The following is a 26439-nucleotide window of genomic DNA, read 5'->3' on the forward strand; positions in this document are numbered from 1 at the left end:
CGCACGCGGAACCCTGTCCGTGCACGGCAGGCGTATGGCCCGAAGCTTGCGCGAGGCTGGAGGAAGTTAAGGGATCGTTAACAATCGACGCAGGCGCGACCGGCGCTGCTCACCCGCGCGAACGGGAATTCAAACCCGCGCGGACGAGAATTCAACGTTTAGAGAAACGACGCCAACTGCTGCACGATCGGAAGGTAAGGCGCGTCGAACAGATCCTCGCGATCGAAGCGGCTGCCCGTGCGGCTGACGCGCACGACCCGGCAATGGGTCTCGCTCATCATGATCGGAACCAGCAGGGTGCCGCCCGAAACGAGGTGATCCGAAAACATGCGCGGCAGACTGTTGAAGGCGGCGGTGATCAGGATCCGGTCGAAGGTGCCCTCACCCGGCACGCCGGCACTGCCGTCGGCATGCCGGACGATGACATTGCGAACACCTGTTTTTTCGAGGTTCTTCTGGGCCATGCCGACGAGCGTCTGATAGCGGTCGATCGTCAGCACCCGCTCGGCAACGCGTCCCATGACCGCGGCGGTGAAGCCGCTGCCGGTGCCGACTTCGAGAACACGCTGGCCGGATTTCAGATTGAGACTGTGCAGCAGACGGACCGCAAAGTCGTATCCCTCCATGAACGAACCGCAATCGAGCGGGATCGTCCGCTGCGAATGGGCTTCGGCCTGGTACTGCGGCGGCGCGAAATGGCTTCGCGGCGTCTGCTCAACCGCCTTCAACAGATCATGGTTGGTGATGCCTTCGGCGCGCAGACGCAGCACCATCTTGGCAAAGCCTTCCTGTTCGGTCACCCGCGCACTCAAGCAACGGCTCCCTCGTTGAGCGCCCGCGCCAGGCGATCCTGGACACTGTAGTCGGTAAGGTCGAGTTTGAGCGGCGTGACCGAGATCATGTTTTCACGCAGGGCGTGAATGTCGGTTCCGGCGCGGAAATCGCCGAAGCGTTCGCCGAAACGCAGCCAGAAATAGGGAAAGCCGCGGCCATCGGTTCGCTCGTCGATCGACAGGCCGAAGTCGAGCTTGCCTTGCGACGTCACCTCCGTACCGGCAATAGCGTCCGCCGAGCAATTGGGGAAGTTGACGTTGAGCAGCGTGCCGTCAGGCAGATCCACCTTCATCAGCTTGCGGACCAAGGCCGGCGCGTGCGTTTCGACGACATCCCACGGAACGGTCTTTCCGACGGCGTGATTGTAGGCCTGGCTCAGCGCGATCGAGCGGATGCCCTGCAACGTTCCTTCGATGGCGCCGGCGACGGTACCGGAATAGGTCACGTCGTCGGCCATGTTGGCGCCGATGTTGACGCCGGACAGCACGAGATCGGGCTTGCGATCGAGCACCTTGCGGACGGCCATGATGACGCAATCGGTCGGCGTGCCGCGAAGTGCGAAGCGCTTTTCCGCGATCTGTCGCAGCCGCAATGGCTCCGACAGGGTCAGCGAATGGGCAAGGCCGCTCTGGTCCGCTTCGGGCGCAACGACCCACACATCGTCCGAAATCGTCCGGGCGACGCGTTCAAGTACCGACAGGCCCTCGGCGTGAATGCCGTCATCGTTTGTCAGCAGGATCCGCATGATGCCGCACTCCCCTCGACGTTCGCTCAGGCTACCTTTTCGATGCGCGTCTGGCCGCCCATGTAGGGGACCAGCACGTCCGGCACCGATATCGAACCATCGTCATTCAGATAGTTCTCGATGACGGCGATGAGCGCGCGGCCGACGGCAACGCCCGAACCGTTCAGCGTGTGAACGAAGCGGGTTCCCTTGTCTTCTTTGGTGCGGTAGCGGGCGTTCATGCGGCGCGCCTGGAAATCGCCGCAGACCGAGCAGGACGAAATCTCGCGGAACGTATCCTGACCCGGCAGCCAGACCTCGAGGTCGTAGGTCTTGCGGGCGCCAAAGCCCATGTCGCCGGTGCAAAGGGTCATGACGCGGTAGTGCAGGCCGAGGCGCTTCAGCACCTCCTCTGCGCAGGCGGTCATGCGCTCGTGTTCGGCAACGGACGTTTCGGCATCGGTGATCGAGACCAGTTCCACCTTGTTGAACTGGTGCTGGCGCAGCATGCCGCGGGTATCGCGACCGGCCGAACCTGCTTCCGAGCGGAAGGATGGCGTCAGCGCGGTGAAACGCAGCGGCAGCTTTTCGCCTTCCAGGATCTGCTCCCGGACGATGTTGGTCAGCGGCACTTCCGCCGTCGGAATCAGCCAACGGCCATCCGTGGTGCGGAAGAGGTCTTCGGCAAATTTCGGCAGCTGGCCGGTGCCATACATCGCATCGTCGCGCACCAGAAGCGGCGGTTGCACTTCGGTGTAACCATGTTCCTGGGTGTGCAGGTCGAGCATGAACTGGCCGAGCGCGCGCTCGAGCCGCGCCAATTGGCCCTTCAGGATCGTGAAGCGCGAACCGGAAATGCGGGCCGCACCCTCGAAATCCATCAGCCCGAGCGCTTCGCCGATTTCAAAGTGCTCGCGCGGCTGGTGGTTCCAGGTGGGCTTCTTGCCAACCACGCTCTTGACGACGTTGCCGGTCTCGTCGGCACCGACGGGTACATCGTCCAGCGGGATGTTCGGAATGCGCGAGAGGGCGTCGTTGAGCTCGGCCTCGATTCTGCGGCTGTCCTCTTCGAGCGCCGGCATGGCGTTCTTCAGGTCGGCAACCTCGGCCTTCAGCTTGTCGGCGAGCTCGGCATTCTTCTGCGCCATGGCCGCGCCGATATCCTTCGAGGCCGCATTGCGGCGCGACTGCATGTCCTGCAGCGCCTGAAGGTTCGTACGGCGGCGTTCGTCGAGCGCGATCAGAGATGCCGACAAAGGCTCCGCGCCCCGCTTCGCCAGGGCGGCGTCCAGCATCTCGGCATTCTCACGGATCCATTTGATATCAAGCATTTTCGTTCCACGCGTTGGTCAGATCACGGCGCGAAATCTCGAATGCTCAGCCCTTGGCGGGGCCGACCTCTCCGGAAGATCCTTCCTGCGACTCGGCAGCCTCGCTCTTGAGCGCGTCCGCTGCCCGCTGCCTTTCGACGAGTCGCGCCGTATAGATCGAAATTTCGTAGAGAAGGATGGCTGGCAGCGCAAGGCCGATCTGGGAAATCGGGTCCGGCGGCGTGAGCACGGCCGCGACAACGAAGGCGATTACGATCGCGTATTTGCGCTTCTCGGCAAGACCCTGCGAGCTCACGAAGCCGACGCGGGCAAGAAGCGTGGTGATGACCGGGAGCTGGAAGACAAGGCCGAAGGCGAAGACCAGCGACATGATCAGGCTGAGATACTCCGAGACCTTCGGCAGGAGCTGAATGGCCACCTGCCCTTCGCCACCGCCCTGCTCCATGGCCAGGAAGAACCACATCACCATCGGGGTGAAGAAGAAATAGACAAGCGCGCCGCCGAGCAGAAACAGGAGCGGTGACGCGACCAGGAACGGTAGAAACGCCGCGCGCTCGTTCTTATAGAGCCCCGGTGCAACGAACTTGTAGATCTGTGCCGCGATTACAGGAAAGGCGATGACCAGCGCACCGAACATTGCCACCTTAATCTGGGTGAAGAAGAACTCCTGCGGCGCCGTGTAGATGAGCTCGACATTGCGATGGTTGAGGCCCGCCCAGCTCACGGCCCATTTGAACGGCAGCACCAGAAGGTTGAACAGGCCCTTGGCGAAGTAGAAGCAGACGAGGAACGCAGCGAAGAACGCGCCGATGGCCCACATCAGGCGCCTGCGCAATTCGATCAGATGCTCGATCAGCGGCTGCGGCCGGTCCTCGATATCGCCGCTCATGCTTCACCTTTCTTGCGCGCGCTGGTGCGCGGCTTTGACGTCTTGGCAGCAGGCTCCGCCACCGTCGGCGTCACTTTTTTCTTTTCAGTGGCCGGCTTCGCGGTCGCCTTGGCAGCAGACTTTGCCGTGGCCGACTTGGATGCAGCTGTTGCCGTCTTGAGCGCTGCCGTTGTCGACTTGGGCGCGGCCTTCTTTACAGCCGGCGTCGCATCGGCCTTCGTCCTGGTCGCACGCTTCGGCTTTTCTGCCGGTACGGATGCGACCTCTGCGCGCTCGATCTGGCGATTGGCCGAACCGATTGCCGCAGCGGCAACCGCATCTGCGGGCTTGGCTTCGACCGCGGCCGGCGCAACCGCCGGTTCGACGGCGGAAACCGTGTCGACGGTGTTCGGTGTCGCAGGCTGGTCGGGTGTAGCCGCCTTCTGCAGGTCCGCCTTGATATCGTTGCCCATCTGGCGCAGCGGATTGATTGCATCGCGCAACGCATTAGCCGGATTGAGACTTTGCGCGTCGCTGATGGTCTTTCGAACCTCGTCAAGGTCCGCTTCGCGCAGCGCTTCATCGAACTGCTGACGGAATTCCGATGCCATGCCGCGCATCTTCGAGGTCATGCGGCCGAAAGCCCGCAACATTGGCGGAAGGTCTTTCGGCCCGACAACCACGATCAGAACGATTGCGATGACGACGAGCTCGGTCCAGCCGATATCAAGCATGCGATATGTCCTGCAAACCCTTGATGCCGCCAGCCCGGTATGGACACCGGACAGGCTTCACCGACACCAGACTGTTAGCGAACTTCGTCAGACTTGTGGTCAACGGTCTTGCTGTCGAGCGTCTTGTCGGTAGCAGCCGCCTCATCGTCGGACATGCCCTTCTTGAAACTCTTGATGCCCTTAGCAACGTCACCCATCAGTTCGGGGATCTTACCGCGACCGAACAAGAGCAGCACCACGACCAGAACGATCAGCCAGTGCCAAATGCTTAACGAACCCATGCTCTTACTCCTCTGAGCCTTCCCCGATTTAGGCTCTATCACATGTCAATTTTCAGGCGTGCCTCAAGCACGCGTCTCGTTGTGACAGAACCTAAGATGCCGAACTGCTTTTTTCAAACAGTAATATATCCCGCTCGTTAACTGAAAGCATTACATCACGCAATCCATGCGGCAATCGGTCCGCCCTGATGCGCGCCCGAACCACCTCCTCACAACGCGGCACGGCGAGCTCCAGAAGCTCGACCACGCCGATGAAGCGACGGGAGAGAATGCGGGCGGGAATGTCGCCATCCTCTTCGCCGACGCGCACTCCAGACAACCTGACGGCCACCGAGAGGCGCTTGCCTTCCGGATGGGGGCCGGCTGCAACGCTTCCGACCGGCGTTTCGACGCGGCCGCCACGAACCTGCGCATCGAAGACGTTGATCTCCGAGAAGAAGCCGGCGGCAAAAAGGTCCCTCGGCTCGCGGTAGAGTTCGTCGGCCGTTCCGACCTGAACGAGGCGCCCGTCCTTCAGGAGCGCGATGCGATCCGCCATGCGCATCGCCTCTTCGGCGTCATGCGTGACGACGATAGCCGTTGCCCGCGTTTCCCTGAGGATCGCCAGCGTATCGGAACGGATCGAATCCTTCAGGCGCGAGTCGAGGCCGGAAAATGGTTCGTCCATGAGCAGCACCGCCGGGCGCGGCGCGAGCGCGCGGGCAAGCGCTACGCGCTGCTGCTCGCCGCCGGAAAGCACGTGCGGATACAGATCGGCATAGTGCGACAGGCCGACACGCTCGAGCGCCGCATCCGCCTGGATCAGACCTTCCTTCTTGGGGATCGCCGTCAGACCGAAACGGACGTTGTCGCGGATCGTCATGTGCGGGAAAAGCGCAAAGTCCTGAAACATCAGCCCGACGCCACGCTTTTCCGGCGGCAGGAAGACAGAGGGGCCGGAGATTTCCTGGCCATTGAGCATCAGACGCCCAGCGCTCTGCCTCTCGATACCCGCGGCGATACGCAGCAGGGTCGTCTTGCCGGATCCCGAAGGCCCGAGCAGGCAAAGGACCTCCCCGGCCTTTGCCGCGAGGCTGACGCCCTTGATCGTTTCCTTGGCGTGATAGCTGTGGTGAATATCTTCGAAGGTCAGGCTCGCCGCGAAGGAGACGCCCGCTGTCCGTCGCGTGGTCATGACGGGAGCGTCCTGCGGATCTGAAACCATGCTCTTGCATTCCTTGACACCAATGGCGCAGGGTCAGCGGGCCCCGACGCCATGGAAAGCCGATATCTATAATCAGGTTTTTCTAATCGGCTTCTTCGCCCTTCGGTGTCAAGAGCCCCAGTTCCTCCAGGTCGAGCTGGGTGATCGGATCCTCGTTCTCGGCCAGTTCGTCGTCGCCGGTCGGAACGGGGATGTTGAGGTTCGAAGGCACGCGGCCGGAGAGCAGCCCGGCGCCCTTCAATTCCTCGATGCCCGGCAGGTCGCGCAGTTCCTCAAGCCCGAAGTGATCGAGGAAGTCGCGCGTCGTACCGAAGGTCACCGGACGCCCCGGTGTGCGCCGGCGCCCGCGGAACCGGACCCAGCCCGCCTCCATCAACACGTCGAGCGTACCCTTCGAGGTCTGCACGCCGCGGATATCCTCGATCTCGGCGCGCGTAACCGGCTGATGGTAGGCGATAATCGACAGAACCTCGAGGGCTGCCCTTGAAAGCTTGCGGACCTCCTGTTCGTCGGTCTGAACGACGAAAGAGAGATCGGCGGCCGTGCGGAAGGCCCAATGGTCGGCCACCTGAACGAGGTTGACGCCGCGCGTCGCGTAAACGGCTTTAAGCCGCAGCATGATCGTGCGGACATCGGCGCCACGCGGCAACCGGCTATCGATATAGGCCTCGGACACCGGCTGCGCCGAAGCGAACACCAGGGCTTCGGCGATCCGCTCGGCTTCCTGCTCCAGCCGGGGGTCGAGGGATGCCGTTTCGATCTCGTCCTCCTCGTCGGGAACGCCAGGCAGGTACTTCTGGGCTTCAGCCACGGGCTGCCTCCATCTCGGCGAGAGTCTCCGCATCGATCGGATTTGGTCCGCGCCGGAGATAGATCGGCGCGAAGGCCTCCTCTTGGCGGATCTCCAGGCGGCCCTCACGAACCATTTCGAGCGACGCGGCAAAGGAGCTGGCGATTGCCGTCGCTCTCTCCTTCGGCGTCGTCATGTAGCGCACGAGAAAATGATCGAGCGCAGTCCAGTCGTCGAGACCACCGATCATGCGGGCCAGGATCAGCCGCGCATCGGACAGCGACCAGACGTGGCGCTTCTCGATTGTCACCTGGGTGATCGCCTGTCGTTGGCGCAGGCCCGCATAAGCGCTCAGCAGATCGTAGAGCGAAGCGTCGAAACCGGATTTCCTCTCGGTGACGATATGCTCCGGTGCGCCTCGGACGAAAACGTCCCGGCCGAGCCGGTTTCGGTTGATGAGCCGCGTCGCCGCCTCGCGCATCGCTTCCAGCCGCTTGAGCCGGAAGGCCAGCGCCGAGGCCATCTCCTCGCCGGTAGGACCGTCATCCTTCGCCTGCTGCGGGATCAGCAGCCGCGACTTCAGATAGGCGAGCCACGCCGCCATGACGAGGTAATCGGCCGCAAGCTCGATGCGGATGCTGCGCGCGCGTTCGATAAAGGCGATGTACTGTTCGGCGAGCGCCAGGACGGAAATGCGCGAAAGGTCGACGCGTTGGCTTCGGGCGAGATGCAGCAGCAGGTCGAGCGGACCTTCGAAGCCGGCGATGTCGACCACCAGCGCTTCCTCATGCAGTCCGCGCTCGGCAGTCTCATCCTGCCACAAGGGCTCCAACGGCGCCTTCGACGCAGGCTTGCCTTGTCTTTCGCCCGCATTGCTCACTGGCAGCCCGATCCTTTCCTTCAGTCCCTGTTTGCCGTCAGCCTCTGTTTGCCTCAGACGGTTGCAAACAGGGCATTGAACTCCGCCCGCAGATCGACTTCGCTCGCACCGTCAGGCGCCCGGAACGCGGCTTCGGCGGCCCGCGCCCGGCGCAAGCTTTCGCCGGCCAGAACCGGCACGACATCCGCGACGGCCTTCATTTCCTCCATTATGCCATGACAATGCAAGACGAGATCAAGTCCCGCAGCAATGATGTTGCGCGCGCGGGTCGTCATGTCGCCGGCAAGCGCGTTCATTGACACGTCATCCGACATCAGCAGGCCGTCGAAACCGATATGGCCGCGAATGATCTCGCGCACGACCTTCGCAGAGGTGGTCGCCGGATTGTCCGGGTCGATCGTGGTGAACACCATGTGCGCCGACATCGCCATCACCTCGTCCTTCATCGCAACGAAGGGCAGGAAGTCGCTCGCGGCAAGCTCATCGAATGTGGCGCTGACGACAGGCAGGTTGTGGTGCGAGTCGACGAAGGTGCGTCCGTGGCCCGGCATATGCTTCATTACAGGCAGCATGCCGCCGGCCTTCAGCCCCTCGCCCATCGCACGGCCGATAGCCGTGACGGTCTCGGGATCGTGCCCATAGGCGCGATTGCCAATGACGTCGTGGCTGCCGGGCACGGGCACGTCGAGCACAGGCAGGCAATCGACGGTGATGCCGAAGCGCATCAGGTCAAAGGCGTGCAGGCGTCCCATCAGCCAGGCGGCGCGCAGACCGAGCTTCGCGTCGCGGCGGTAGATTTCGCCGATCGCCGCGCCATTCGGATACTGCTGAACGAGCGGTGGGCGGATGCGCTGAACGCGTCCGCCTTCCTGGTCGATGAGCACGGGCGCATTGGGATTGCCGATGCTGTCGCGAAGGGCTGCCACCAGATCCGAGATCTGCTGCTCCTCGCCAATGTTGCGACCGAAGAGGATGAAGCCCCAGGGGCGTTCTCCTGCAAAGAAATCGCGCTCGTCGCTCGTGAGGGAAAGGCCCTTGCAGCCGGAGATAAATGCTTTTGATTCGCTCATCCCAAAAGCATAGAGCGCGGGCTGCCCGGCGCGAAGCCACAAAGACAGCGCCCCCCCACTCATGCACAAGGTCATGGGGCAATCGGAAGCCCGAAAACGCGAAGGGCGCGGCCTTCTCGGCCGCGCCCTTCGTCAACTCGATCATTATGCCCGTTTACTTGGTAACCAGGCAGCTTCCGCCGGCGCCCTTGTACTTGGAGCAAAGGGCATTGGCCTCGTCCTTCGAACCGGCCGGGATGCGGACGCGGTAGTAGGTACCCTTGCCGGCGATCTCCGCCTTGCGGATGTCGACGCCGCGGCCGCCGATGACGCTTCCGAACTTGCTCGAAAGGCTGTTGTAGGACTTCTGCGCCTCGGCTTCCGACGGCAGAGATGCGACCTGGATGAAGTAGCCACCGGCCGGAACCGATGCCGTGGCAACCTGCTGCGCAGGCTGCGTCTCAGCCGGGAGAGCGGCCTGCTCTTCCGCCGGACGGGCGATTTCGGCAGGCTGTGCGGCCGGACGGGTCTGCGGCGTCGGCGCCTTGTCGCCACCGGCAGAAGCCGTCGTCGTGACGCTGCGCACCGGAACCTGTTCGATGTTGGCGTTACCCGTTGCGGCAAGCGCAACCTGGTCGGTGTTGGCTGCAGCCTGGCCTGCAGCAGCAACTTCATTCGAAGGCGTTGCGGGCAGCGGCTGGGTCGTGCCAGCGACATCGGTCGCCGGTGCTGCAACCGGCTCTTCGCGAGCAACCAGCGTTCCATCCGGCTTGACGATCATCGTGCGCACCTTCCTCGGTGCGACGGCCGGCGTCTTGTCTTCTTCCTGGGCAGCGGTCTCGCCGTTGGCACCATCCGGCAGCAGGCGATCGCCGTCCTCTTCGTTGGGCAATGCCGTCTGCAGAGTTTCGGCCTCGTTGCTGCCTTCGAGCGGCAGGGTCTCCGGCGTCAGCGTCCTCTGGACGACATCCATCGGCTCCTCGGTCGAAGACACCAGGGCTTCCTGCTGCGGGGCACCAGCCTGAGCACCGGCAACGCGGTCATAAACCGCCTTGTCCTGGTTCGGCACGGTCTTGCCGCCCTTTTCCTCGGGCACGACCTTGACCGGGGCCTTGTCGGCCAGAATGATCTTCGGGCCTTCGGCCGAGCTGACCGCGCCGCTACCGCCCATCCAGGCGTAGACGGCAGCGCCACCAAGGATGATGACGCCGGCAACGCTTGCTGCCAGCAACATCGTGCGCTGCGAGCGACGGCCGGTGCCATATTCGCGGTATTCGCCGGCATCCTGCTGGCTCTGCGCCGCTGAAAGCCGTTCGGCATCGCGGGCAACCGCCGGACGCTCGACGATCGAGCGGCGGAAGTCTTCTTCCATCGCCTTTTCAAACTCGTCGAAATCGTCAAGCGAACCCTGACCGAAGGCCGGAGCAGCGGCAGCGGCCGGTGCCGGACGGGCCGGCTCCACTTTTTCGACGGCCGCCGGACGGCTTTCCTTGACCGGAGCCGGCGTTCCGAAGAGCTGGGCCATTTCCGCGTCGATGTCGAGATCGTAGTCGGCCGGATAAGCGACCGGCTTCTCGGTCTCTATAACCGGCAGCTGCGGCACGTCCATATCCGCGATCGGGGCGACGCCGTTCTCGGCTTCGGCAATCATCGACGGATCGAAGGGCAGCGTGCTCTCGGGCTGTGCTTCCTGGCGCTCGACCGGCGCGGGAGCGACGTAAGGCTCGACGAACCGCTCCGGCTCGCGCTGCGGAACGGCCGCCTGCGCGACCGGCTGCACCGGTGCTTGCGGTACGACGGCAGCAACGACCGGCTCATCTACGGTGACGTCTGCGAAGTCGAGCTTCAGCGCCTCGTCGGAGAGCTCAATTTCGAAGTTCTCGATGTCGAAGCTCGGCTCGTGCTCCGGCTGCGCAATTGGCTTGGCCACCTCGACCAAGGGTTCCGCGACCTGAACGGGGGCAGCAGCCACTGCAGCAACCGGCGCTGCGACAGCGGCCACCGGTGCTGCGACAGACGATACCAACGGGCCGGCAAAGGCACGCTGCTGGCTGGCGCCCGAGGCGGACGCAACCGGCGTCGCACGGCTGAAGGTGGGCGTAAAGGGATAAGGGCTCTTCTTTATGGGAGCGGCAGTGGCAAGCGCTGGCGTGACCACCGGCGCCACGACGGGCTGTGTTTCCACATGCAGAGCCGGATGCGACTGGACCGCAGCGGCAACCATCGCTGAGACCGGCGGAACCGGGAACCGTTCTATGTCCGCCAGAAGATCGTCGCGGCCAGCATCCTGCTCGACGACTGCCTGAGCTGCGCCCACGTCTTCCTGATAGGAAGGCTCAATTTCACGCTCTTCGGCCGCGACATCGAAGCGCGGCTGTTCATAGGCCGAAAATGCATCCGCAACCGGAGCTGGCTCGGCCCAGACCGGAGCGGCTTCGACGGCCGGCGCCTGCCATGCATCGACGAACTGATCACGCGGATCGATATCCTGCGGTTCGACGTGCGCCGCAACCTCGGCAACGTCGTCCGACAACAGATCGGCTTCGCCAAGCGACAACTCGAGTTCGCGCTCAAGATCGAACGCCGGCTCGTCGACGACGGCCTCGGCGTTGTCGTCTTCGGCAACCTGCGGCGCCACGGAGAAGGCGTGAACCTCGGCATAGTCCTCGTCAGCGACGGGGGCTGGCGCCGCTTCGACGCGTTCGGGCTGGACGAACACCGGCTCTTCAAGCTCGGCGACGGGCTCCGCCACCGGCTCTTCGTGAACGACGACGTGTTCGGCTACCGGCTCGAACCGGGGCTCTTCGATCGGAGCCGGCTGGATTGGAGCCGGCTGCGGCGCGGACCGCGGCGCGTCGTAGCTGTCGAACGCGCGAAGCAGTTCGTCTTCGAGATCGAAGGCGGGGTCTTGACGCACCGCCTCCTGGTGTCGCTGCAGTTCCTGCAACTGCTGGACGGCCGGCCGGGCATCGTAACCGACGATCCGGGCGAGTTCGGCCAACGGATCATCGTCTGCCAATACATCGAATTCAGCCGGCCCGCTTCGTGCGAATTGTTTGTCTGCCATGCTCTCCACTCACAATTGCCTGTATCGCTGTGCCAGTGCATTGTGGGAAAATGGTGACAATACTTATCGCATTTCCTCCGGTGCGGAGGTGCCTGTAATAGACAGGCCGGATTTCAATACCGAAGCGACAGCATGCACCAGCCCGAGTCTGGCAGTACTTAATTCTCTATTTTTATCGTTAACAAAACGTAATTCCGGATTCTCTTTACCTTTGTTCCAATGTGCGTGGAAGGCGGCGGCAAGATCATACAGGTAAAACGCGATGCGATGCGGCTCCTGAGCCAGTGCCGCAGCCTCGATGACTCGCGGATATTCTGCGAGCTTGGCGACGAGCTGGAGCTCCGTCGGATCCGTGATCTGGCCCAGAACGGCACTGGCGAGATCGACCGATTCGAGGTTCAGATCCGGGAATGCGTCCGCGGCCTGGCGGAAGACCGAGCGGCAGCGCGCATGCGCATACTGCACATAGAAGACCGGGTTATCCTTCGACTGTTCTGTTACTTTAGCAAAGTCGAAGTCGAGCGGTTCCGAGTTCTTCCGGTAGATCATCATGAAGCGCACCGGATCGCGGCCGACTTCATCGACGACATCGCGCAGCGTGACGAAGTCGCCGGAGCGCTTCGACATCTTCACCGGCTCGCCGTCGCGGAAGAGCTTGACCAGCTGGCACAACAGAACCGTAAGCTTCGACGAACCGCCGGAGACCGCGCGCGCCAGCGCTTCCAGGCGCTTGACGTAGCCGCCATGGTCGGCACCGAGCACATAGATCATCTCGTCGAAGCCGCGGTCGAACTTGTCCTTGAAGTAGGCAACGTCGGCGGCGAAGTAGGTATAGCTGCCGTCCGACTTGATCAGCGGCCGGTCGATATCGTCGCCGACCTCGGTCGAACGGAACAGCGTCTGCTCGCGGTCTTCCCAATCTTCCGGCAGCTGGCCCTTCGGCGGCGGCAGGGTGCCCTTGTAGACGTGGCCCTTGAAGGTCAGGTCGTTGATCGCCGTGCGGATGGCGGCAGCACCGTTCGCGTGCAGCGTGCGCTCGGAGAAGAAGACGTCGTGATTGACGTTCAGCGCCGCGAGATCCTCGCGGATCATCGCCATCATCGCGTCGATCGTCCGGTCCTTGACGAGCGGCATCCACTTGTCTTCAGGCATCAGCCTGAGGCTCGTGCCGAATTCGTCGGCGAGCGCCTCGCCGACCGGCACGAGATAGTCGCCCGGATAAAGGCCCGGCGGGATCTCGCCGATCTCTTCGCCCAGCGCCTGGCGATAACGCAGGAATGCGGACCGCGCGAGAACGTCGATCTGCGACCCCGCATCGTTGATGTAGTATTCCTTCGTGACCTCATAGCCGGAGAAGGCCAAAAGGTTGGCCAGCGCGTCGCCGACAACGGCTCCGCGGCAATGGCCGACATGCATCGGGCCGGTCGGGTTGGCCGATACGTATTCGACGTTGACCTTGCGGCCACCACCGACAGCGCTACGGCCGTAGTCGACGCCCGCACGCGCCATGCCCGACAGCAGCTTCTGCCAGTAGGAAACAGAAAGGCGGACGTTGATGAAGCCCGGACCGGCGACGGAGACGTCGGTGACTTCCGGATCCTGCTTGAGCTTCTCGACGATGAGTTCGGCAAGCGCGCGAGGATTCATGCCGAGCGGCTTTGCCAGCACCATCGCAGCATTGGTCGCAACATCACCATGGCTCGGATCACGTGGCGGCTCGACATTGACACGGCCGAAGTCAAGCTCGGATCGCTTTTCTCGAACGCTTTCAAGCGTTTCGAGAATGTCCTTAATTCTTGATTCGAAGTCCGTGAAGAGATTCATCTGATCCGTCCGCTTTTCCCGGCCACAAGTGACCGGCGCAAAACTCAAAAAGGAGGCTCGGTTCGGCCGAACCGCAAGCCTCCGGGCGGGGGGTCCCTAGCGCAAATCGGGCGTATGGTCAAACAAGCGCTTGTGCACGCTGATCGCAAAAGTGTCGGTCATGCCGGCGAGGTAGTCGCCGACGTGCCGCGCCCGCGCCGGCTCCGCCATGCCGGCAATCTGGTCGATCCAATAGTGCTCACGCATCAGCTGCGGGTCGTCCATGAAGGCATGATAGAGATCGCAGACGATCGAGGCTGCATTTTCGCGCACGCGCATGACTTCCGGGTGCCGGTAGATCCGGGTCATCAGCAAGCGCTTGATCTGCTTGTCCGTCTCGCCCATCTCCTCAGAGAAGGTTGCCATCACGGTGCCGGCCTGGCGCACATCGGCAGCACTTTGCGGCCTTATCTCGCCGATCCGTTGCTGCGCGACGCCGATGACGTCCTCGACCATCGCGGTAATCTGACGCCGCATGATCTCATGCGTGAAGCGGCTGCTTTCAAGACCGGGATAGCGGTCATGGACCTCGCGCATCAGGCGCGCGAGAAACGGCACGTCTTCGAGCATTTCGAAGGTGAGATAGCCAGCCCGCAGACCGTCATCGATATCATGGGTGTTGTAGGCGATATCATCAGCAATGGCCGCGACCTGCGCTTCGAGGCTCGCAAAACTCGCCAGTTCCAGATCATGCAGCGCGCAATAGTCGAGGATCGGCTGCGGCACGGGCCCTCGCGTGCCCTCACCGTCCGCGGTCAGCAACGGCCCGTTGTGCTTGACCAGACCTTCCAGGCTCTCCCAGGTCAGGTTCAACCCGTCGAACTCGGCGTAGCGCCGCTCGAGCTTGGTGACGATGCGCAGCGACTGGGCATTGTGATCGAAGCCGCCATAGGGCTTCAGCATCTCGTGAAGGGCATCCTCGCCCGTATGGCCAAAGGGCGTGTGGCCGAAATCATGCACGAGAGCGACGCCTTCGGCCAGATCTTCGTCGAGCTTGAGCGCGCGCGCCAGAGCCCGGGCAATCTGCGCCACCTCGATCGTGTGCGTCAGACGGGTGCGGTAGTGATCGCCGTCAGCGGCAATGAAGACCTGCGTCTTGTGCTTCAGGCGGCGAAACGCAGTGGTGTGCACGATGCGGTCGCGGTCGCGCTGAAAATCGGAGCGCGTCGCGCTCGTCGCTTCGGGAAAGAGCCTGCCGCGCGTCATCCAGGGATTCGACGCGAACGGCGCATGTTCACCATAACCGAAGCCGAGCGCATTTTTGTCGAATGTCATCTTCCACCTAATTCGTCGTCCCATTGACGGGACATTCAAGCCTTCATACCTATAGTGAAAGCTACGGAAACGCGTGATGCAAGATCGACCGATTCCGCAAGCGGAAGCAACGGCTTGGCCGCGGGTCTTGAAAGAGGCCCCGAAACCGACCAGATCGCATGCTTTAACACAGGGCAATTCTCTCCGGTTCTTGACCCCGGCAGGAGGCAGATATGACGCATGAAACCGTGACCCTCTCGGACGCTGCAGCGAAGCGGATCGCCACGATCCTGCGTTCAGACAGCCACAACAACGCCATGCGAGTGTCCGTCGAGGGCGGCGGCTGCTCGGGCTTTTCCTACAAGTTCGACCTGGTCGACAGCAGCAATGACGACGACCTGGTGCTGGAAAAGAACGAAGCCAAGGTCCTGATCGACAGCCTGTCGCTCGTCTATATGGGCGGCTCGGAAATCGACTTCGTCGACAACCTGCTCGGCCAGTCGTTTCAGATCAAGAATCCGAACGCGGTTGCAAGCTGCGGATGCGGAACGAGTTTTTCCATCTGACGCCAGCGCCCCACGTCTCTCTTAGCCGGCTCCGTTTCAACAACGAACGGAGCCGTTTGCGTCAGAGATAGGGCGATCCGAGCCAGAGAATGCGGTTCGCCAATCGATCCGCGAAAGACTTTTTGCGCAGCCTTTCGAGCGTAACGGGCTCGGCTGAGGCGAGAATGTCGGAGATCGTGCCATTGATCGCCTCGGCGAAACCACGGTCGAGAACCTCCAAGTCGAATTCGAAGTTGAGGCGCAGGGAGCGTGGGTCGAGATTGGTAGACCCGACATAGGCCCAACGCTCGTCCACGGTCAAAAGCTTGGAGTGGTTGAAGGCGCCCTTCGCCCGCCAGACGCGACAATGGCCCTTCAGCACCTGATCGAACTGCGCAGTCATCGCCCTGTCGACCAGCAGCAGATTGTTGACTGCGGGAACGATGATATCCACCTCGACGCCGCGGCGCGCGGCGGTGACGAGCGCGCTGATCAGTTCGCGGTCCGGCAGGAAATAGGGTGACATCACGCGGATATTCTTCTGCGCGACCGAAAACGCCCCCATGAGCATCTTGTGATTGGTCTCATTGGTGGCGTCAGGTCCGGATGGCACGGCGCGCATCAGTACCGACGGCCCATCCGCCGGCAGCGGTGCCTCTTCGATCGCCCATGCGGGGCCCGCCAGAACCTCGCCACTTGAGAATTGCCAATCTTCGGACGAGACCTGGAAGATATCGGCGACCACCGGTCCGGCCATGCGGAAATGCGTATCCTGTGCCGGCGCCTGACCGGCGATCTCGCTGGTGAAACCCACCCGGATGTTCATGCCGCCGGCAAAGGCAACCTGACCGTCGACCACGAGGATCTTGCGGTGCGTGCGCAGGTTGGCATAGGGCAGCCGTAGCCCCATGATGATGTTGCCGTTGAAAACCGCCGTCGGAACGCCCGCCGCCTCAAGATGACCGACAATGCTCGGCACCGAGTAGCGCGCGCCTACGGCGTCAATCAGCACCCGCACCTCGACACCCCGCGCCACCGCCGCGATCAGGGCGTCTGCAAAGCGCAGGCCGATGACGTCGCGATCGAAGATATAGCTTTCGAGCAGGATCGAGCGCCGGGCGCCGGCGATCGCTTCCAGCATCGCGGCATAGACGGCATCGCCGCCGGCGAGCACCGAAATACGGTTGCCCGTGCACATACGATGGCGTGAAACGCGGTCGCCGAGGATCTTCATCGCCGCAAATCGTTCTCCGAACTGCACCGATATGTCGGCATCCGAAACGTCGAAGCGGCCGAACTGATCCGGCCCCTGCCCGCGCAACAGAGCGCGTTGCGAGCCGATCGAGGAGCGCCGGATACGGTTGATTCCGGCAACGGCATAGATCAGCGCGCCGACGATCGGCGAAAGCAGGACGACACCGACCCAGCCCGCCGCGGCGCGCACGTCGTCCTTCGTCATCGCGGCATGAATGGCGGCAGGAATGCCCAGCGCGAAGGACAAAAGCGCCAGGATATGCGGCCAATAATTCTGCACGAGATCGATCATGGGCGGGACTATAGCCCGCCAACGGGCGGAATCAATTCGACGCCTGCAGCGTATACCGTATCGACCGCTGCCCCCTCATGGGAAGCGTCGGTGCTGCTCGCGCGCGCTGTTGAAAACCCGCAGGTAACGGATTTGTCAAAAGAATCCGGAGCGGCTAGAAATGACCCCGCCAAGGACTTAACCGACATGGAAGGGCGTTTCGAGCCATGAAGATTGCCACCTGGAACATCAATGGCGTCAAGGCGCGAATCGACAGCCTGCTGGCCTGGCTGAAGGAAAGCGGACCGGATATCGTCTGCCTGCAGGAGATCAAATCGGTCGACGACGGCTTTCCGCGCCTCGAGATCGAGGCGCTTGGCTATCATGTCGAAACACACGGCCAGAAGGGCTTCAATGGCGTCGCGCTGCTTTCCAAGCTGCGGCCGGACGAGGTCAATCGCGGCCTGCCTGGTGACGATACGGACGAACAGTCACGTTTCATCGAAGGTGTCTTCTCGGTCGAAGGCGGCGTGATCCGCGTCTGCTCGCTCTACCTTCCGAACGGAAACCCCGTCGACAGCGAGAAATATCCCTACAAACTCGCCTGGATGCGCCGGCTGGAGGCCTATGCGAAGCAGCGCCTGTTGCTCGAAGAACCCTTCATCCTTGCCGGCGACTACAACGTCATCCCCGAGGAACACGACTGCTGGGATATCAAGGTCTGGCAGAACGATGCCCTCTTCCTGCCGGAAACGCGCGCCGCATTTCGCCGGCTGCGCAACCTCGGCTTCACCGACGCTGTGCGCGCGACGTCGGACACTGTGCCGCTCTATACGTTCTGGGATTATCAGGCCGGCTGCTGGCCGAAAAATTTCGGCATCCGCATCGACCATTTGATGCTGTCGCCGGAGGCGACCGATCGGCTGGTGTCGACATCCATCGACAAGCATGTCCGCGCCTGGGAGAAGCCTTCGGACCACGTGCCCGTCATCGGGACGTTTGCGTTCGCGCCCGCTTAAGGCGCGTTTTTCCAGTGTGGAGAATGGTCCCTGGGCCGGCGGCGGTTCGGGGACCGCTCGACGATGACAATCAGTCGTCGTCGCCCTGCATGTGCAGGTTCTGCGACAGTGCGATTGCCGTGCGTCGATCGTCCTCGCTGGCAAGCGAGAAGGCCTGCTCCTGCATCGACTGCATCCAGGGCCGATCCTTCGGCGAACACTGGTCGAGTGCCGCAGTCATGAACGCGAGACCACGAACGGTCTGGCCTTCCTGGAAAATCACATTGCCAAAGACGCCCATGGCGCCGGCGTGACCGCTCTTGCGCGCACGATTGAGCCATTTCTTGGCCTGCTGAACGTTCACGCTACCGCCCTCGCCCGACAAGAGCATGCGCGCGAGCTGGAACTGCGCCTCGGCGACGCCGAAGGTCGATGCCGCCTGGAAATAAAGCTGGCGCGCCTGGGACATGTCGGACTTGATCGGGCTGTCGGGAATGCCGCGGCGATAGTAGCCGGCAAGGGAGATCAACGCGTTGACGAAGTAACCGGTGTCTTCCGACCCCGGCTCCACGCCCTCCTGGGCGATTTCGCTATAGATCTTGAAGGCTTCGAGGTCGTTCTCGGCGACGCCGTCGCCATAGGCGTACATGTTGGCGAGGGCCCAGCGGGATCCGGTGTGGCCCTTCTCGGCCGCGTATTTGTAAGCTTCTACGGCCTCGTCCTTGCGGCCATTCTTGTAGGCGGAAAACCCGAACTTGAAGAGCGCGAACGGACCTGATTCCTTGGTGACGCCCGCACCGGGATCAAAAGCGTAGGCCGGCATGGCGAAGGTCCCACAGACCGCCAGCGACACGCCGAGTATCGCAACCTTTAGTGACTTTAGTTCACCCGCAAGCATCACAGTCTAATTCTTCCGTTCCAGCCGGCCACGCCGAACCCATCACCGCTGCAAACACACAAGCCCGGACGACCCGCCGCCGGGAACTGCACCAACTCCGCCGACAAAGCCGGCGCAACCTTTCCACAATGAAACTTCGACATAGTCCCCGAAGCAGTCATTTTAATGGACCACTTGCACTGGCGTGCCGGAGGCCACATTTCTCATGACGGTCATCGATCCAAGTTTCATTTCACCCCAAACGCTGCAGGTATCGCACTCACATTGCAGGCTTGTCCCTATATCGCTGCTCCCTGTTTGTGGCGGGAAATGGACATAGCCGGAACGAGTCTGATCCTAGCAAACTCTAGCATTAAAAGTGTTGCTGAATCGTCACATTGCGGGACAGTGCGGACGCGTGGTTAAGAGGCTCCACACATAAGAAAGGCCCGGTAAAACCGGGCCTTGCAGGATCAGATGACGAAGGATCAGAACTTCACTTTGATCGATGTCGAAATGGCACCGACAAAGTCGTCGTCGAAATCGTAGGAAACGTCGTCACCAATGACGTCGTCACCATACTTCACCGCACCGGAACTGCCGCCGGTCATGATGCCGACAGCACCAGCAAGACGGAACTCAAGGTTCTCGGTCGGCGTGTAGGAAACACCGGTTCCCAGCGTCCAGGTGTCGGTCTGCGTTCCATAACCGTGGCTGGTGCCGCGGTCCCAGGTCAGGCTGACGGCGCCGCTCCACTGATCATTGAACTTGTGGCCGACACCGCCGGTGATCGTCCAGCCGTCACGGTAGAGAAGATCAAGGCTCGTGCATGGCGTAGTACGGGAGACCGTGGCGGGGCAGAACTTCAGAACCTGAAGCTGGCTCCAGTCCGTCCACTTCACCGAGCCAAATGCCGCCCAACCGGGTGCAAAGCCGCTCTGCAGCTTGAGTTCCAGCGAGTCCGGCATCGAAGCCGCACCGTTTACGTCGTATTTCGTACCGGTCACAAGGCCCACACCCGGTACAACGAAGCCCAACTGGCGAAGGTCGATGAAGCCCGAGAGGTTATCCAGATCGACAGCACTGTTGTACACGAGGCTCGCTCGCAAGGCATACTCGGGGATTTCGTAGGCAGCACCTGCGCGCCAGCCCCAGCCATGCCCTCCAAGCTCGAGCCTGCCAATGCCGGTAAAGGCACCAGCGAGCGGCGTGCCTGTATAATCCTGAACCAGCCGTTCCTTGAAGCCGTTGACTTCCTGATAGAAGACGCCGCCGATCACACGGAACTGGCCTGGCCCCATGTCCCATTTGTAGGAGCAGGTCGCGGCGTAGTTGTCGCTCTCTACCTTGGTTTCGATATTGCTGTTGGCACCGGCCCAGTTCTGCCCCGGATTGGTGTGGGCACCCCAGGGCTGGGAGTAGTCAGCCATACAGTCGACGCTGTCACCAAAGGCTGCCTTAACGCCGACGCGCGGAACCCAGTAGCTCTCGGTGTCGTCAGCAGTATTCGGTCTGTTGTTGAGATTGCCGCCACCAAAAGTCCCGGTAAGGATGTTGGTGTTCCCGGTATCGGTATCACGGACGTTCTTCAATTCGCGCTGCGGATTGACGTAGGTCGCCGACGCTTCCCCCGCATAATCCGACGGGTCGAACAGCAGATCGATGTTGTAACCGCCGCGCTCAAGACCGCCCGCGTGCGCGGCGGAGGCAAACAGCAAACCCGCTGCTACCGACAGAACACCCCGCTTTAAATTCATGTGAGCCATCCAGCTCCTCCCCCTGCACTGCAAAACTGCGACATTCCACCTCATGTCGTGTGGGCCGAAGTATTCTCACGATCCCGTGAAATCGCAAATGCGAGATCTAGCAGTTAGCAGGCTCGATCGGTCACAGAATTTACGTAAGATTCTCATGATTTAGCCACAATGGCGCCAGATCGGAACCATTTTTTCAAAATCATGGATGAAATCCACTGAATTAGAATGGATTTCCAAACCATCGAAAACCTGTGTCGCCTGAACAACATTATCGCTTTTTGCGGTAGAACAGCGAAAAACTCCGTTGAAGTTCCGCTCAAACGCCACGCGCGCTTAATGACCCGCGCAGCAGATTCAACTGATCGAATCAATGCCAAATCTCGATAGGCTGAAGTATATCTTGTATTTCTAAAATAAAAAATCCGCGGCATTTCTGCCGCGGATTTCGATTTCTGACGGTCAGGCATTCTCTTGAACGCCCTCTCGTTGAATCCGTCGATTAACGGCCTCAACCGGCCTCGGCGACGCGCGTCAGCGCAACGCTCAGCGATTCCTTCTGGAGATCGAGCTCTACGAGGCGTTCACGTTCCGCTTCGACCAGTTCCGGCTTTGCGTTGGCGACAAACTTCTCATTGGCCAGCTTGCCGAGGATGCGCTCGCGCTCGGCTTCCACCTTGGCGATCGCCTTCTCAAGTCGGGCCTTCTCGGCGGAAAGGTCGATCAGGTTGCCGAGCGGCAGGCAGGCCGTTGCCTCGCCAACGACGATCTGGGCGCTGCCGCGCGGCGCAACAGTGGCGTGGTCGATATGCTCGACGCGCGCCAGACGACCGATGGCCTGCGCATGCTGCTGCAGGCGCTCGCGCGTCAGGTTGTTGGCACCGACAACGATCAGCGGCGCGGTTGCCGCCGGCGGGACGTTCATCTCCGAACGGACCGAACGAATGCCCGAAACCAGATCGATCAGCCAGTTGATCTCGTCGGCCGCCGTGTCGTCAGCATAGGACGGCGCCGGCCATTCGGCGTGGCACAGCAACGTCGAACGCTCCTGGCCCTCGCCTGCCGTCTGCGCCCAGAGCTCTTCCGTCATGAACGGCATGAACGGGTGCAGCAGCTTGTAGATCTCGTCGAGAACGTAGGCGACGCAGGCCTGCGACTCGCGTTTTGCCGCTTCGTCCTCGCCACTGAAGATCGGTTTCAGCAGTTCGAGGTACCAATCGCAGAACTGGTTCCAGACGAACCGGTAGAGGCTGCCGGCCGCGTCGTTGAAGCGATAGGCATCGAGCGCCTCGGTGACGTCGCGGATGGTCCGCGACAGCTCCGTCAGGATCCAGCGGTTGACGGTGAGCGATGAGGTTTCGGGAATGAAACCATCGCTGCTGGTAACGCCATTCATCTGGGCAAAACGCGTCGCGTTCCACAGCTTGGTGCCGAAGTTGCGGTAGCCGGCGATGCGGGCCGGGTCGAGTTTCACGTCACGCCCCTGGGCCGCCATGATCGCCAGCGTGAAGCGCAAGGCGTCAGCACCGTATTCGTCGATCAGTTCGAGCGGATCGATGACGTTGCCCTTCGACTTCGACATCTTCTGGCCGTTCTTGTCGCGAACGAGCGCATGGACATAGACCGTATGGAAAGGCTCGACCGGAGTGCCGTCGGCATCCTTCATGAAGTGCAGGCCCATCATCATCATCCGGGCGACCCAGAAGAAGATGATGTCGAAACCGGTGACCAGCACGTCGGTCTGATAGTACTTCTCCAGTTCCGGCGTCTCGTTCGGCCAGCCGAGCGTGGAGAACGGCCAAAGCGCCGAGGAGAACCAGGTGTCGAGAACGTCTTCGTCACGCGTCAGGATTTCGCCCGGCTTGAAGTTCTCGAGCAGATCCTCGACATAGGCCTTCATCGGGCCTTCATGCGCCAGATAATGCTGGATCGCCGCGTGCAGCGCCTCTTCCTCGGTCTTTTCGACGAAGACCTGACCGTCCGGACCGTACCAGGCCGGGATCTGGTGCCCCCACCAGAGCTGGCGCGAAACGCACCAGGGCTGAATGTTTTCCATCCACTCGTAGTAGGTCTTCTCCCAGTTCTTTGGAACGAAGTTGGTCCGACCTTCCTTGACGGCGGCGATCGCGGGCTTGGCCAGCGTCTTCGCGTCAACATACCATTGCTCTGTCAGACGCGGTTCGATCGGCACGCCGCCACGGTCGCCATGGGGAACCATGTGCTTGTGCGGCTCGATCTTGTCGAGCAGGCCCGCCTCTTCGAAGATGCGAACGATGATCTTGCGCGCTTCGAATCGGTCCTTGCCTTCGAGTTCGTCCCAGGCACCGTGGAGGGCAGCCGGATCGCTGAGCCCTTCGAGGAAATCCTCGTTGTCCTTGATCGTGATGCGGCCTTCGATCGTCATGATGTTGATCGCGCGCAGACCGGCGCGCTTGCCGACGTCGAAGTCGTTGAAATCATGCGCAGGCGTGATCTTCACCGCACCGGTACCGGCGGTCGGATCCGCATAGTCGTCGGCAACGGCAGGAATGCGGCGACCGACGATCGGCAGAATGACGTGCTTGCCGATCAAAGGCTTGTAGCGCTCATCCTCCGGATTGACCGCGATGCCGCTGTCTCCGAGCATGGTTTCAGGACGCGTCGTGGCGACGACGAGGTAATCGCGCTTTTCCCACTCGGTCGCCTTGCCCTCTTCATCGAAGGCGACCGGGTAATCGAAGGTTACGCCAGGCTCCAACGGATAGCGCAGGTGCCAGAGGTTGCCGTTGATCTCGTGCTGCTCGACCTCCAGATCCGAAATCGCGGTCAGAAGCTTCGGGTCCCAGTTGACCAGGCGCCTATCCTTGTAGATCAGGCCTTCCTTGTAGAGCGAAACGAAGACCTCGAGAACGGCTTCGGACAGCCCTTCGTCCATGGTGAAGCGTTCGCGCGACCAGTCGCAGGACGCGCCAAGACGCTTCAATTGGTTGAAGATGAGCCCGCCCGATTCGGCTTTCCATTCCCAGACCTTTTCGATGAAGGCTTCGCGGCCCATCTGCCGGCGGTGCTGCTGGCTCTCCATCAGCTTACGCTCGACGACCATCTGGGTGGCGATGCCTGCATGGTCCATGCCCGGCTGCCACAACACATCCTTCCCGCGCATGCGTTCGAAACGAACGAGCACGTCCTGAAGCGTGTTGTTGAGCGCGTGGCCCATGTGCAGCGAACCCGTCACGTTCGGCGGCGGGATCACGATGCAGAAACTGTCGGCGCCGGGCTTGGCACCCGCCCCTGCACGAAACGCGTTTTCTTCGTCCCACTTCTTGGCGATACGCGGGTCGACGGATGCGGAATCGTAGGTCTTATCAAGCATTTTGGAGCCAATTTACGAGATTGATGTCAGCGTCTTGTAAACCGGAACGGCCGGTGCAAGTCAACACGAACGCAAAAAGCCGCGACGATCGCGCGGCTTCTTTCGTGTTCGGATTCGGCTTTTAGCGGCGGGGGCCGCGCGCGACGCGTTCGATTTCCTCGCGGACGAGCCGCTCGACAAGCGTCGGCAGATTGTCATCGAGCCATTCCTGCAGCATCGGCCGTAGCATCGCTTCGGCAATTTCATCAAAGGAACGCCGCGATTCCTGATCCACTGCGTGGGCAAGATCGCCGAACGACTGAGCGACCTTGCGGCCGACCTCCGGCGAGACGATCGCCGCAAGCGCCGTCTCCGGCGCGGGCGCTTCCGGCGGAACGACGGCGGCCACCGGCGGAACCGCGCTTAGAACTTCCGGGAGTTCGACTGGCGGCGGCGCTACGACTTCCGGCTCTGCCGGCGCCTCAACAGCAGCAGCGGGCTCGATCACCGGCGCTTTCGGCGCGGAAACCGCCGCCATGCGCGAGGTGACGACCGGACTGTCCTGAATGGCGACGACCTGCGGCGCAGGCGGCACCTCACGTCCGGCAAAGCCCGTCGTATGACGCTCGGACGCGGCGCGAACCCGTGCTGCGACATCGGCAAGTGAAAGCGGCGGCTGCGCTACCGGCGACGGCTCCGACAGCCCGGCCTGGCTGTCCACGACCGGTTCGACAAACGCGGCCTTGGGCGCCTCATCGCGTCGGCCAAAGGCGATCGTCTCGATCTCGCTGTCGATGGTCAGCTCGATCTCGTCGTTGCCCTCGTCCTCGAACTGCTCCTGCGGCGCAAATCCGGCTTGCCCGGGTTCGTTGCTCTCAATGATCTTGCGAATGGATGCCAGGATTTCATCCATCGACGGTTCACGCGCGACATTGAGCTGTGCCATTTCCATCCTCGTTTGACGCGGCAGACATGTGTCCCAAAACTGGACATGCGCCGATTTCCGACAAACCTTAAGTGAGTTCGCGAACGAAACATACGCCACGAATCAACGCTTAGGATTCTTGCACAGATTTGTTTTCAGGGGAAAAAATAGAAACGCCCCGGGGAAGACCCGAGGCGTTAGCAGGTGCTCAATGATGCGAACGGACGCCTTAGCGACCGTCAACGGTTCGCAGACCGAACCACTTGTCCTTGACCACTTCGTAGTGCTCTTCGGCACGGTATTCGGCAACCTGCAGGCCCTGATCCTTCACGGTCAGCCGCGCGGCGGCAGCAAGCAGCGAATAGCTCGCAACGACCGCGTCGCGCTGGGCAACGGCCAGAAGTTCCTGTGCCTGAAGCACGTCCTGCTGCGAATCAAGCACGTCGAGTGTTGTACGCTGGCCGACCTTGCGCTCTTCGATCACGCCATCGAGAGCCAGCTTGGCGGCGGAGATCTGCGCCTTGTTGGCGGAGATGCGCGCAATCGCGGCTTCCAGCTGAGCATAGGCGGAGACAATAGTCTGCTGTACCGCCGCACGCGCCGAATCGACGAGGATGCGCTGCTGGCCGAGACGTTCCTTGGCCTGGCGGATCTGGCCGTACTCGGCGCCACCCTGATAGATCGGAACTTCGAGGCGAGCCGTAATGCTCGATGCATTGCTATCGAACTGGCTGGCATTGCCGGTGGTGCGGCCAACCTGGCCCTGCAGCGTCACACCGGGGAGCATCGTGCCTTCCGCCGACTTGACCTGATAACCGGCCGAATCAACGGAGTACTGCGCCGACAGAATGATCGGGCTTTCGCGCAGACCTGTCGCGACGGCCTGATCGAGCGTGCGCGGCAGGGCCTTCGAAGCCGGCGAAGCCTGCTTGATGCCGCGCGGCACATCGCCGACGATCTGTACATAGGTCGCTTCGCTCTGCTTCAACTGAGCGACGGCGACGATAAGCTGCGACTGGGCGTTGGCGAGCGAGGCTTCGGCGAGGCTCACGTCCGTTCGGGTGCCTTCGCCCACATCGAGACGGGCTTTCGCCGCGTTAACCTGCTCCTGAAGGAAGGCGATGTTCTGCTTGCGGATCGATACGAGCTGCTGGTCGCGCGCGATGTTGGAATAGATGGTCGCGGCCGAAAGGAGAATCGATATCTCGTTGGCGCGCAGCGATTCGCGGGTCGCAAAGACGTTCGATTCAGCGGCGCGCACATTGTTCAGCGTCTGAAAGCCGTCAAACACCATCTGGTTTACGGTGATGCCGACCTGTCCCTGGTGGAGGTCTTCGCTCAGGGTCTTTTCTCTGTCGATGGTCGAAAGCGTTCCGGACGCGAATGCCGCCACCTGGGGGCGAAAGCCGGACTTGGCAATCGGCACGCTCTCGTCGGTCGCCCTGAGGCCGGCCCGCGCGGCGTTCAGGTCAGGGTTGTTTGCGTAGGCTTTGGCCATTGCGCCGAAGATCGTTTCGGCCAGTACTGCGTGCGGTGCAAGCAGCAAGCTTGTCGAAACGGCGGCCAGGAGGGCCGCTTTGCGGACAATCGACACCATTACTTCTC

The 26439-nt window shown here is 61.9% G+C and carries 21 protein-coding genes; 2 read left to right on the plus strand and 19 right to left on the minus strand.

Annotated features, from left to right (window positions below):
* Positions 1–158: 158 nt before the first annotated feature.
* The 13 genes from ASD01_RS16860 to ASD01_RS16920 form a co-directional block, all read right to left on the minus strand.
* Complete coding sequence (locus tag ASD01_RS16860) at positions 159–812, minus strand: protein-L-isoaspartate(D-aspartate) O-methyltransferase (protein WP_034796623.1); 654 nt, start codon at positions 810–812, stop codon at positions 159–161.
* Positions 809–1579, minus strand: coding sequence for a 5'/3'-nucleotidase SurE (surE, locus tag ASD01_RS16865; RefSeq protein ID WP_034796625.1), 771 nt, complete (start codon positions 1577–1579; stop codon positions 809–811). Before surE ends, ASD01_RS16860 begins: the two co-directional genes overlap by 4 nt.
* Before the next feature lie 26 nt (positions 1580–1605).
* The gene (serS, locus tag ASD01_RS16870) at positions 1606–2889 is read right to left on the minus strand and encodes a serine--tRNA ligase (RefSeq protein WP_034796627.1); all 1284 of its coding nucleotides are present in this window, start codon (positions 2887–2889) and stop codon (positions 1606–1608) included.
* Positions 2890–2935: 46 nt separating this feature from the next.
* The gene (gene tatC, locus ASD01_RS16875) at positions 2936–3778 is read right to left on the minus strand and encodes a twin-arginine translocase subunit TatC (RefSeq protein WP_034796629.1); all 843 of its coding nucleotides are present in this window, start codon (positions 3776–3778) and stop codon (positions 2936–2938) included.
* The gene (gene tatB / locus ASD01_RS16880; RefSeq protein WP_034796640.1) at positions 3775–4491 is read right to left on the minus strand and encodes a Sec-independent protein translocase protein TatB; all 717 of its coding nucleotides are present in this window, start codon (positions 4489–4491) and stop codon (positions 3775–3777) included. The genes tatC and tatB overlap by 4 nt, the downstream gene beginning before the upstream one ends.
* A 74-nt stretch (positions 4492–4565) precedes the next feature.
* Positions 4566–4772 carry a twin-arginine translocase TatA/TatE family subunit gene (locus ASD01_RS16885; RefSeq protein ID WP_034796642.1) on the minus strand — a complete coding sequence of 69 codons (207 nt, stop codon included), beginning with the start codon at positions 4770–4772 and terminating at the stop codon, positions 4566–4568.
* Positions 4773–4863: 91 nt separating this feature from the next.
* Positions 4864–5976: an ABC transporter ATP-binding protein gene (locus ASD01_RS16890; protein WP_060644185.1), complete on the minus strand. Its 1113-nt coding sequence runs from the start codon at positions 5974–5976 to the stop codon at positions 4864–4866.
* 82 nt (positions 5977–6058) lie between these two features.
* The gene (gene scpB, locus ASD01_RS16895; RefSeq protein WP_034796646.1) at positions 6059–6787 is read right to left on the minus strand and encodes an SMC-Scp complex subunit ScpB; all 729 of its coding nucleotides are present in this window, start codon (positions 6785–6787) and stop codon (positions 6059–6061) included.
* On the minus strand, positions 6780–7646 hold the full coding sequence (locus ASD01_RS16900) for a segregation and condensation protein A (protein ID WP_034796647.1): 867 nt from the start codon (positions 7644–7646) through the stop codon (positions 6780–6782). The genes scpB and ASD01_RS16900 overlap by 8 nt, the downstream gene beginning before the upstream one ends.
* Before the next feature lie 53 nt (positions 7647–7699).
* The gene (gene nagZ / locus ASD01_RS16905) at positions 7700–8716 is read right to left on the minus strand and encodes a beta-N-acetylhexosaminidase (protein WP_034796757.1); all 1017 of its coding nucleotides are present in this window, start codon (positions 8714–8716) and stop codon (positions 7700–7702) included.
* A gap of 154 nt (positions 8717–8870) precedes the next feature.
* Positions 8871–11762: an SPOR domain-containing protein gene (locus ASD01_RS16910; RefSeq protein WP_034796649.1), complete on the minus strand. Its 2892-nt coding sequence runs from the start codon at positions 11760–11762 to the stop codon at positions 8871–8873.
* A gap of 63 nt (positions 11763–11825) precedes the next feature.
* Positions 11826–13586 (minus strand): arginine--tRNA ligase, encoded by a 1761-nt coding sequence (gene argS, locus ASD01_RS16915; protein ID WP_034796661.1) that lies wholly within the window; start codon positions 13584–13586, stop codon positions 11826–11828.
* A 96-nt stretch (positions 13587–13682) separates the two neighbouring features.
* The gene (locus ASD01_RS16920; RefSeq protein ID WP_034796668.1) at positions 13683–14900 is read right to left on the minus strand and encodes a deoxyguanosinetriphosphate triphosphohydrolase; all 1218 of its coding nucleotides are present in this window, start codon (positions 14898–14900) and stop codon (positions 13683–13685) included.
* Between the two features lie 212 nt (positions 14901–15112).
* Between ASD01_RS16920 and erpA the strand changes: the two genes are divergently transcribed.
* Positions 15113–15445 (plus strand): iron-sulfur cluster insertion protein ErpA, encoded by a 333-nt coding sequence (gene erpA, locus ASD01_RS16925; RefSeq protein WP_034796669.1) that lies wholly within the window; start codon positions 15113–15115, stop codon positions 15443–15445.
* A 61-nt stretch (positions 15446–15506) separates the two neighbouring features.
* Here the strand turns inward: erpA and ASD01_RS16930 are convergent, their stop codons facing one another.
* The gene (locus tag ASD01_RS16930) at positions 15507–16970 is read right to left on the minus strand and encodes a phospholipase D-like domain-containing protein (RefSeq protein WP_034796670.1); all 1464 of its coding nucleotides are present in this window, start codon (positions 16968–16970) and stop codon (positions 15507–15509) included.
* A gap of 206 nt (positions 16971–17176) precedes the next feature.
* Between ASD01_RS16930 and xth the strand changes: the two genes are divergently transcribed.
* A complete protein-coding gene (xth, locus tag ASD01_RS16935; RefSeq protein WP_034796671.1) occupies positions 17177–17968 on the plus strand; it encodes an exodeoxyribonuclease III in 792 nt (263 codons plus the stop codon).
* Positions 17969–18038: 70 nt separating this feature from the next.
* Here the strand turns inward: xth and exoR are convergent, their stop codons facing one another.
* The 5 genes from exoR to ASD01_RS16960 all read right to left on the minus strand — a co-directional run bounded on the left by exoR (position 18039) and on the right by ASD01_RS16960 (position 26431).
* Entirely contained in the window at positions 18039–18845 is an 807-nt protein-coding gene (exoR, locus tag ASD01_RS16940) for an exopolysaccharide production regulator ExoR (RefSeq protein ID WP_034796672.1), read from the minus strand.
* 467 nt (positions 18846–19312) lie between these two features.
* Positions 19313–20590, minus strand: a complete 1278-nt coding sequence (locus ASD01_RS16945; protein ID WP_034796673.1) for an outer membrane protein transport protein — start codon at positions 20588–20590, stop codon at positions 19313–19315.
* A 499-nt stretch (positions 20591–21089) separates the two neighbouring features.
* Positions 21090–23930, minus strand: coding sequence for a valine--tRNA ligase (locus ASD01_RS16950; RefSeq protein WP_060644186.1), 2841 nt, complete (start codon positions 23928–23930; stop codon positions 21090–21092).
* A 121-nt stretch (positions 23931–24051) separates the two neighbouring features.
* Positions 24052–24855 (minus strand): PopZ family protein, encoded by an 804-nt coding sequence (locus ASD01_RS16955; protein WP_034796675.1) that lies wholly within the window; start codon positions 24853–24855, stop codon positions 24052–24054.
* Positions 24856–25063: 208 nt separating this feature from the next.
* Positions 25064–26431: a TolC family outer membrane protein gene (locus ASD01_RS16960; RefSeq protein ID WP_034796676.1), complete on the minus strand. Its 1368-nt coding sequence runs from the start codon at positions 26429–26431 to the stop codon at positions 25064–25066.
* Positions 26432–26439: the final 8 nt, after the last annotated feature.

The sequence above is a fragment of the Ensifer sp. Root423 genome, from assembly GCF_001426275.1.
Taxonomy (GTDB): Bacteria; Pseudomonadota; Alphaproteobacteria; order Rhizobiales; family Rhizobiaceae; genus Ensifer; species Ensifer adhaerens.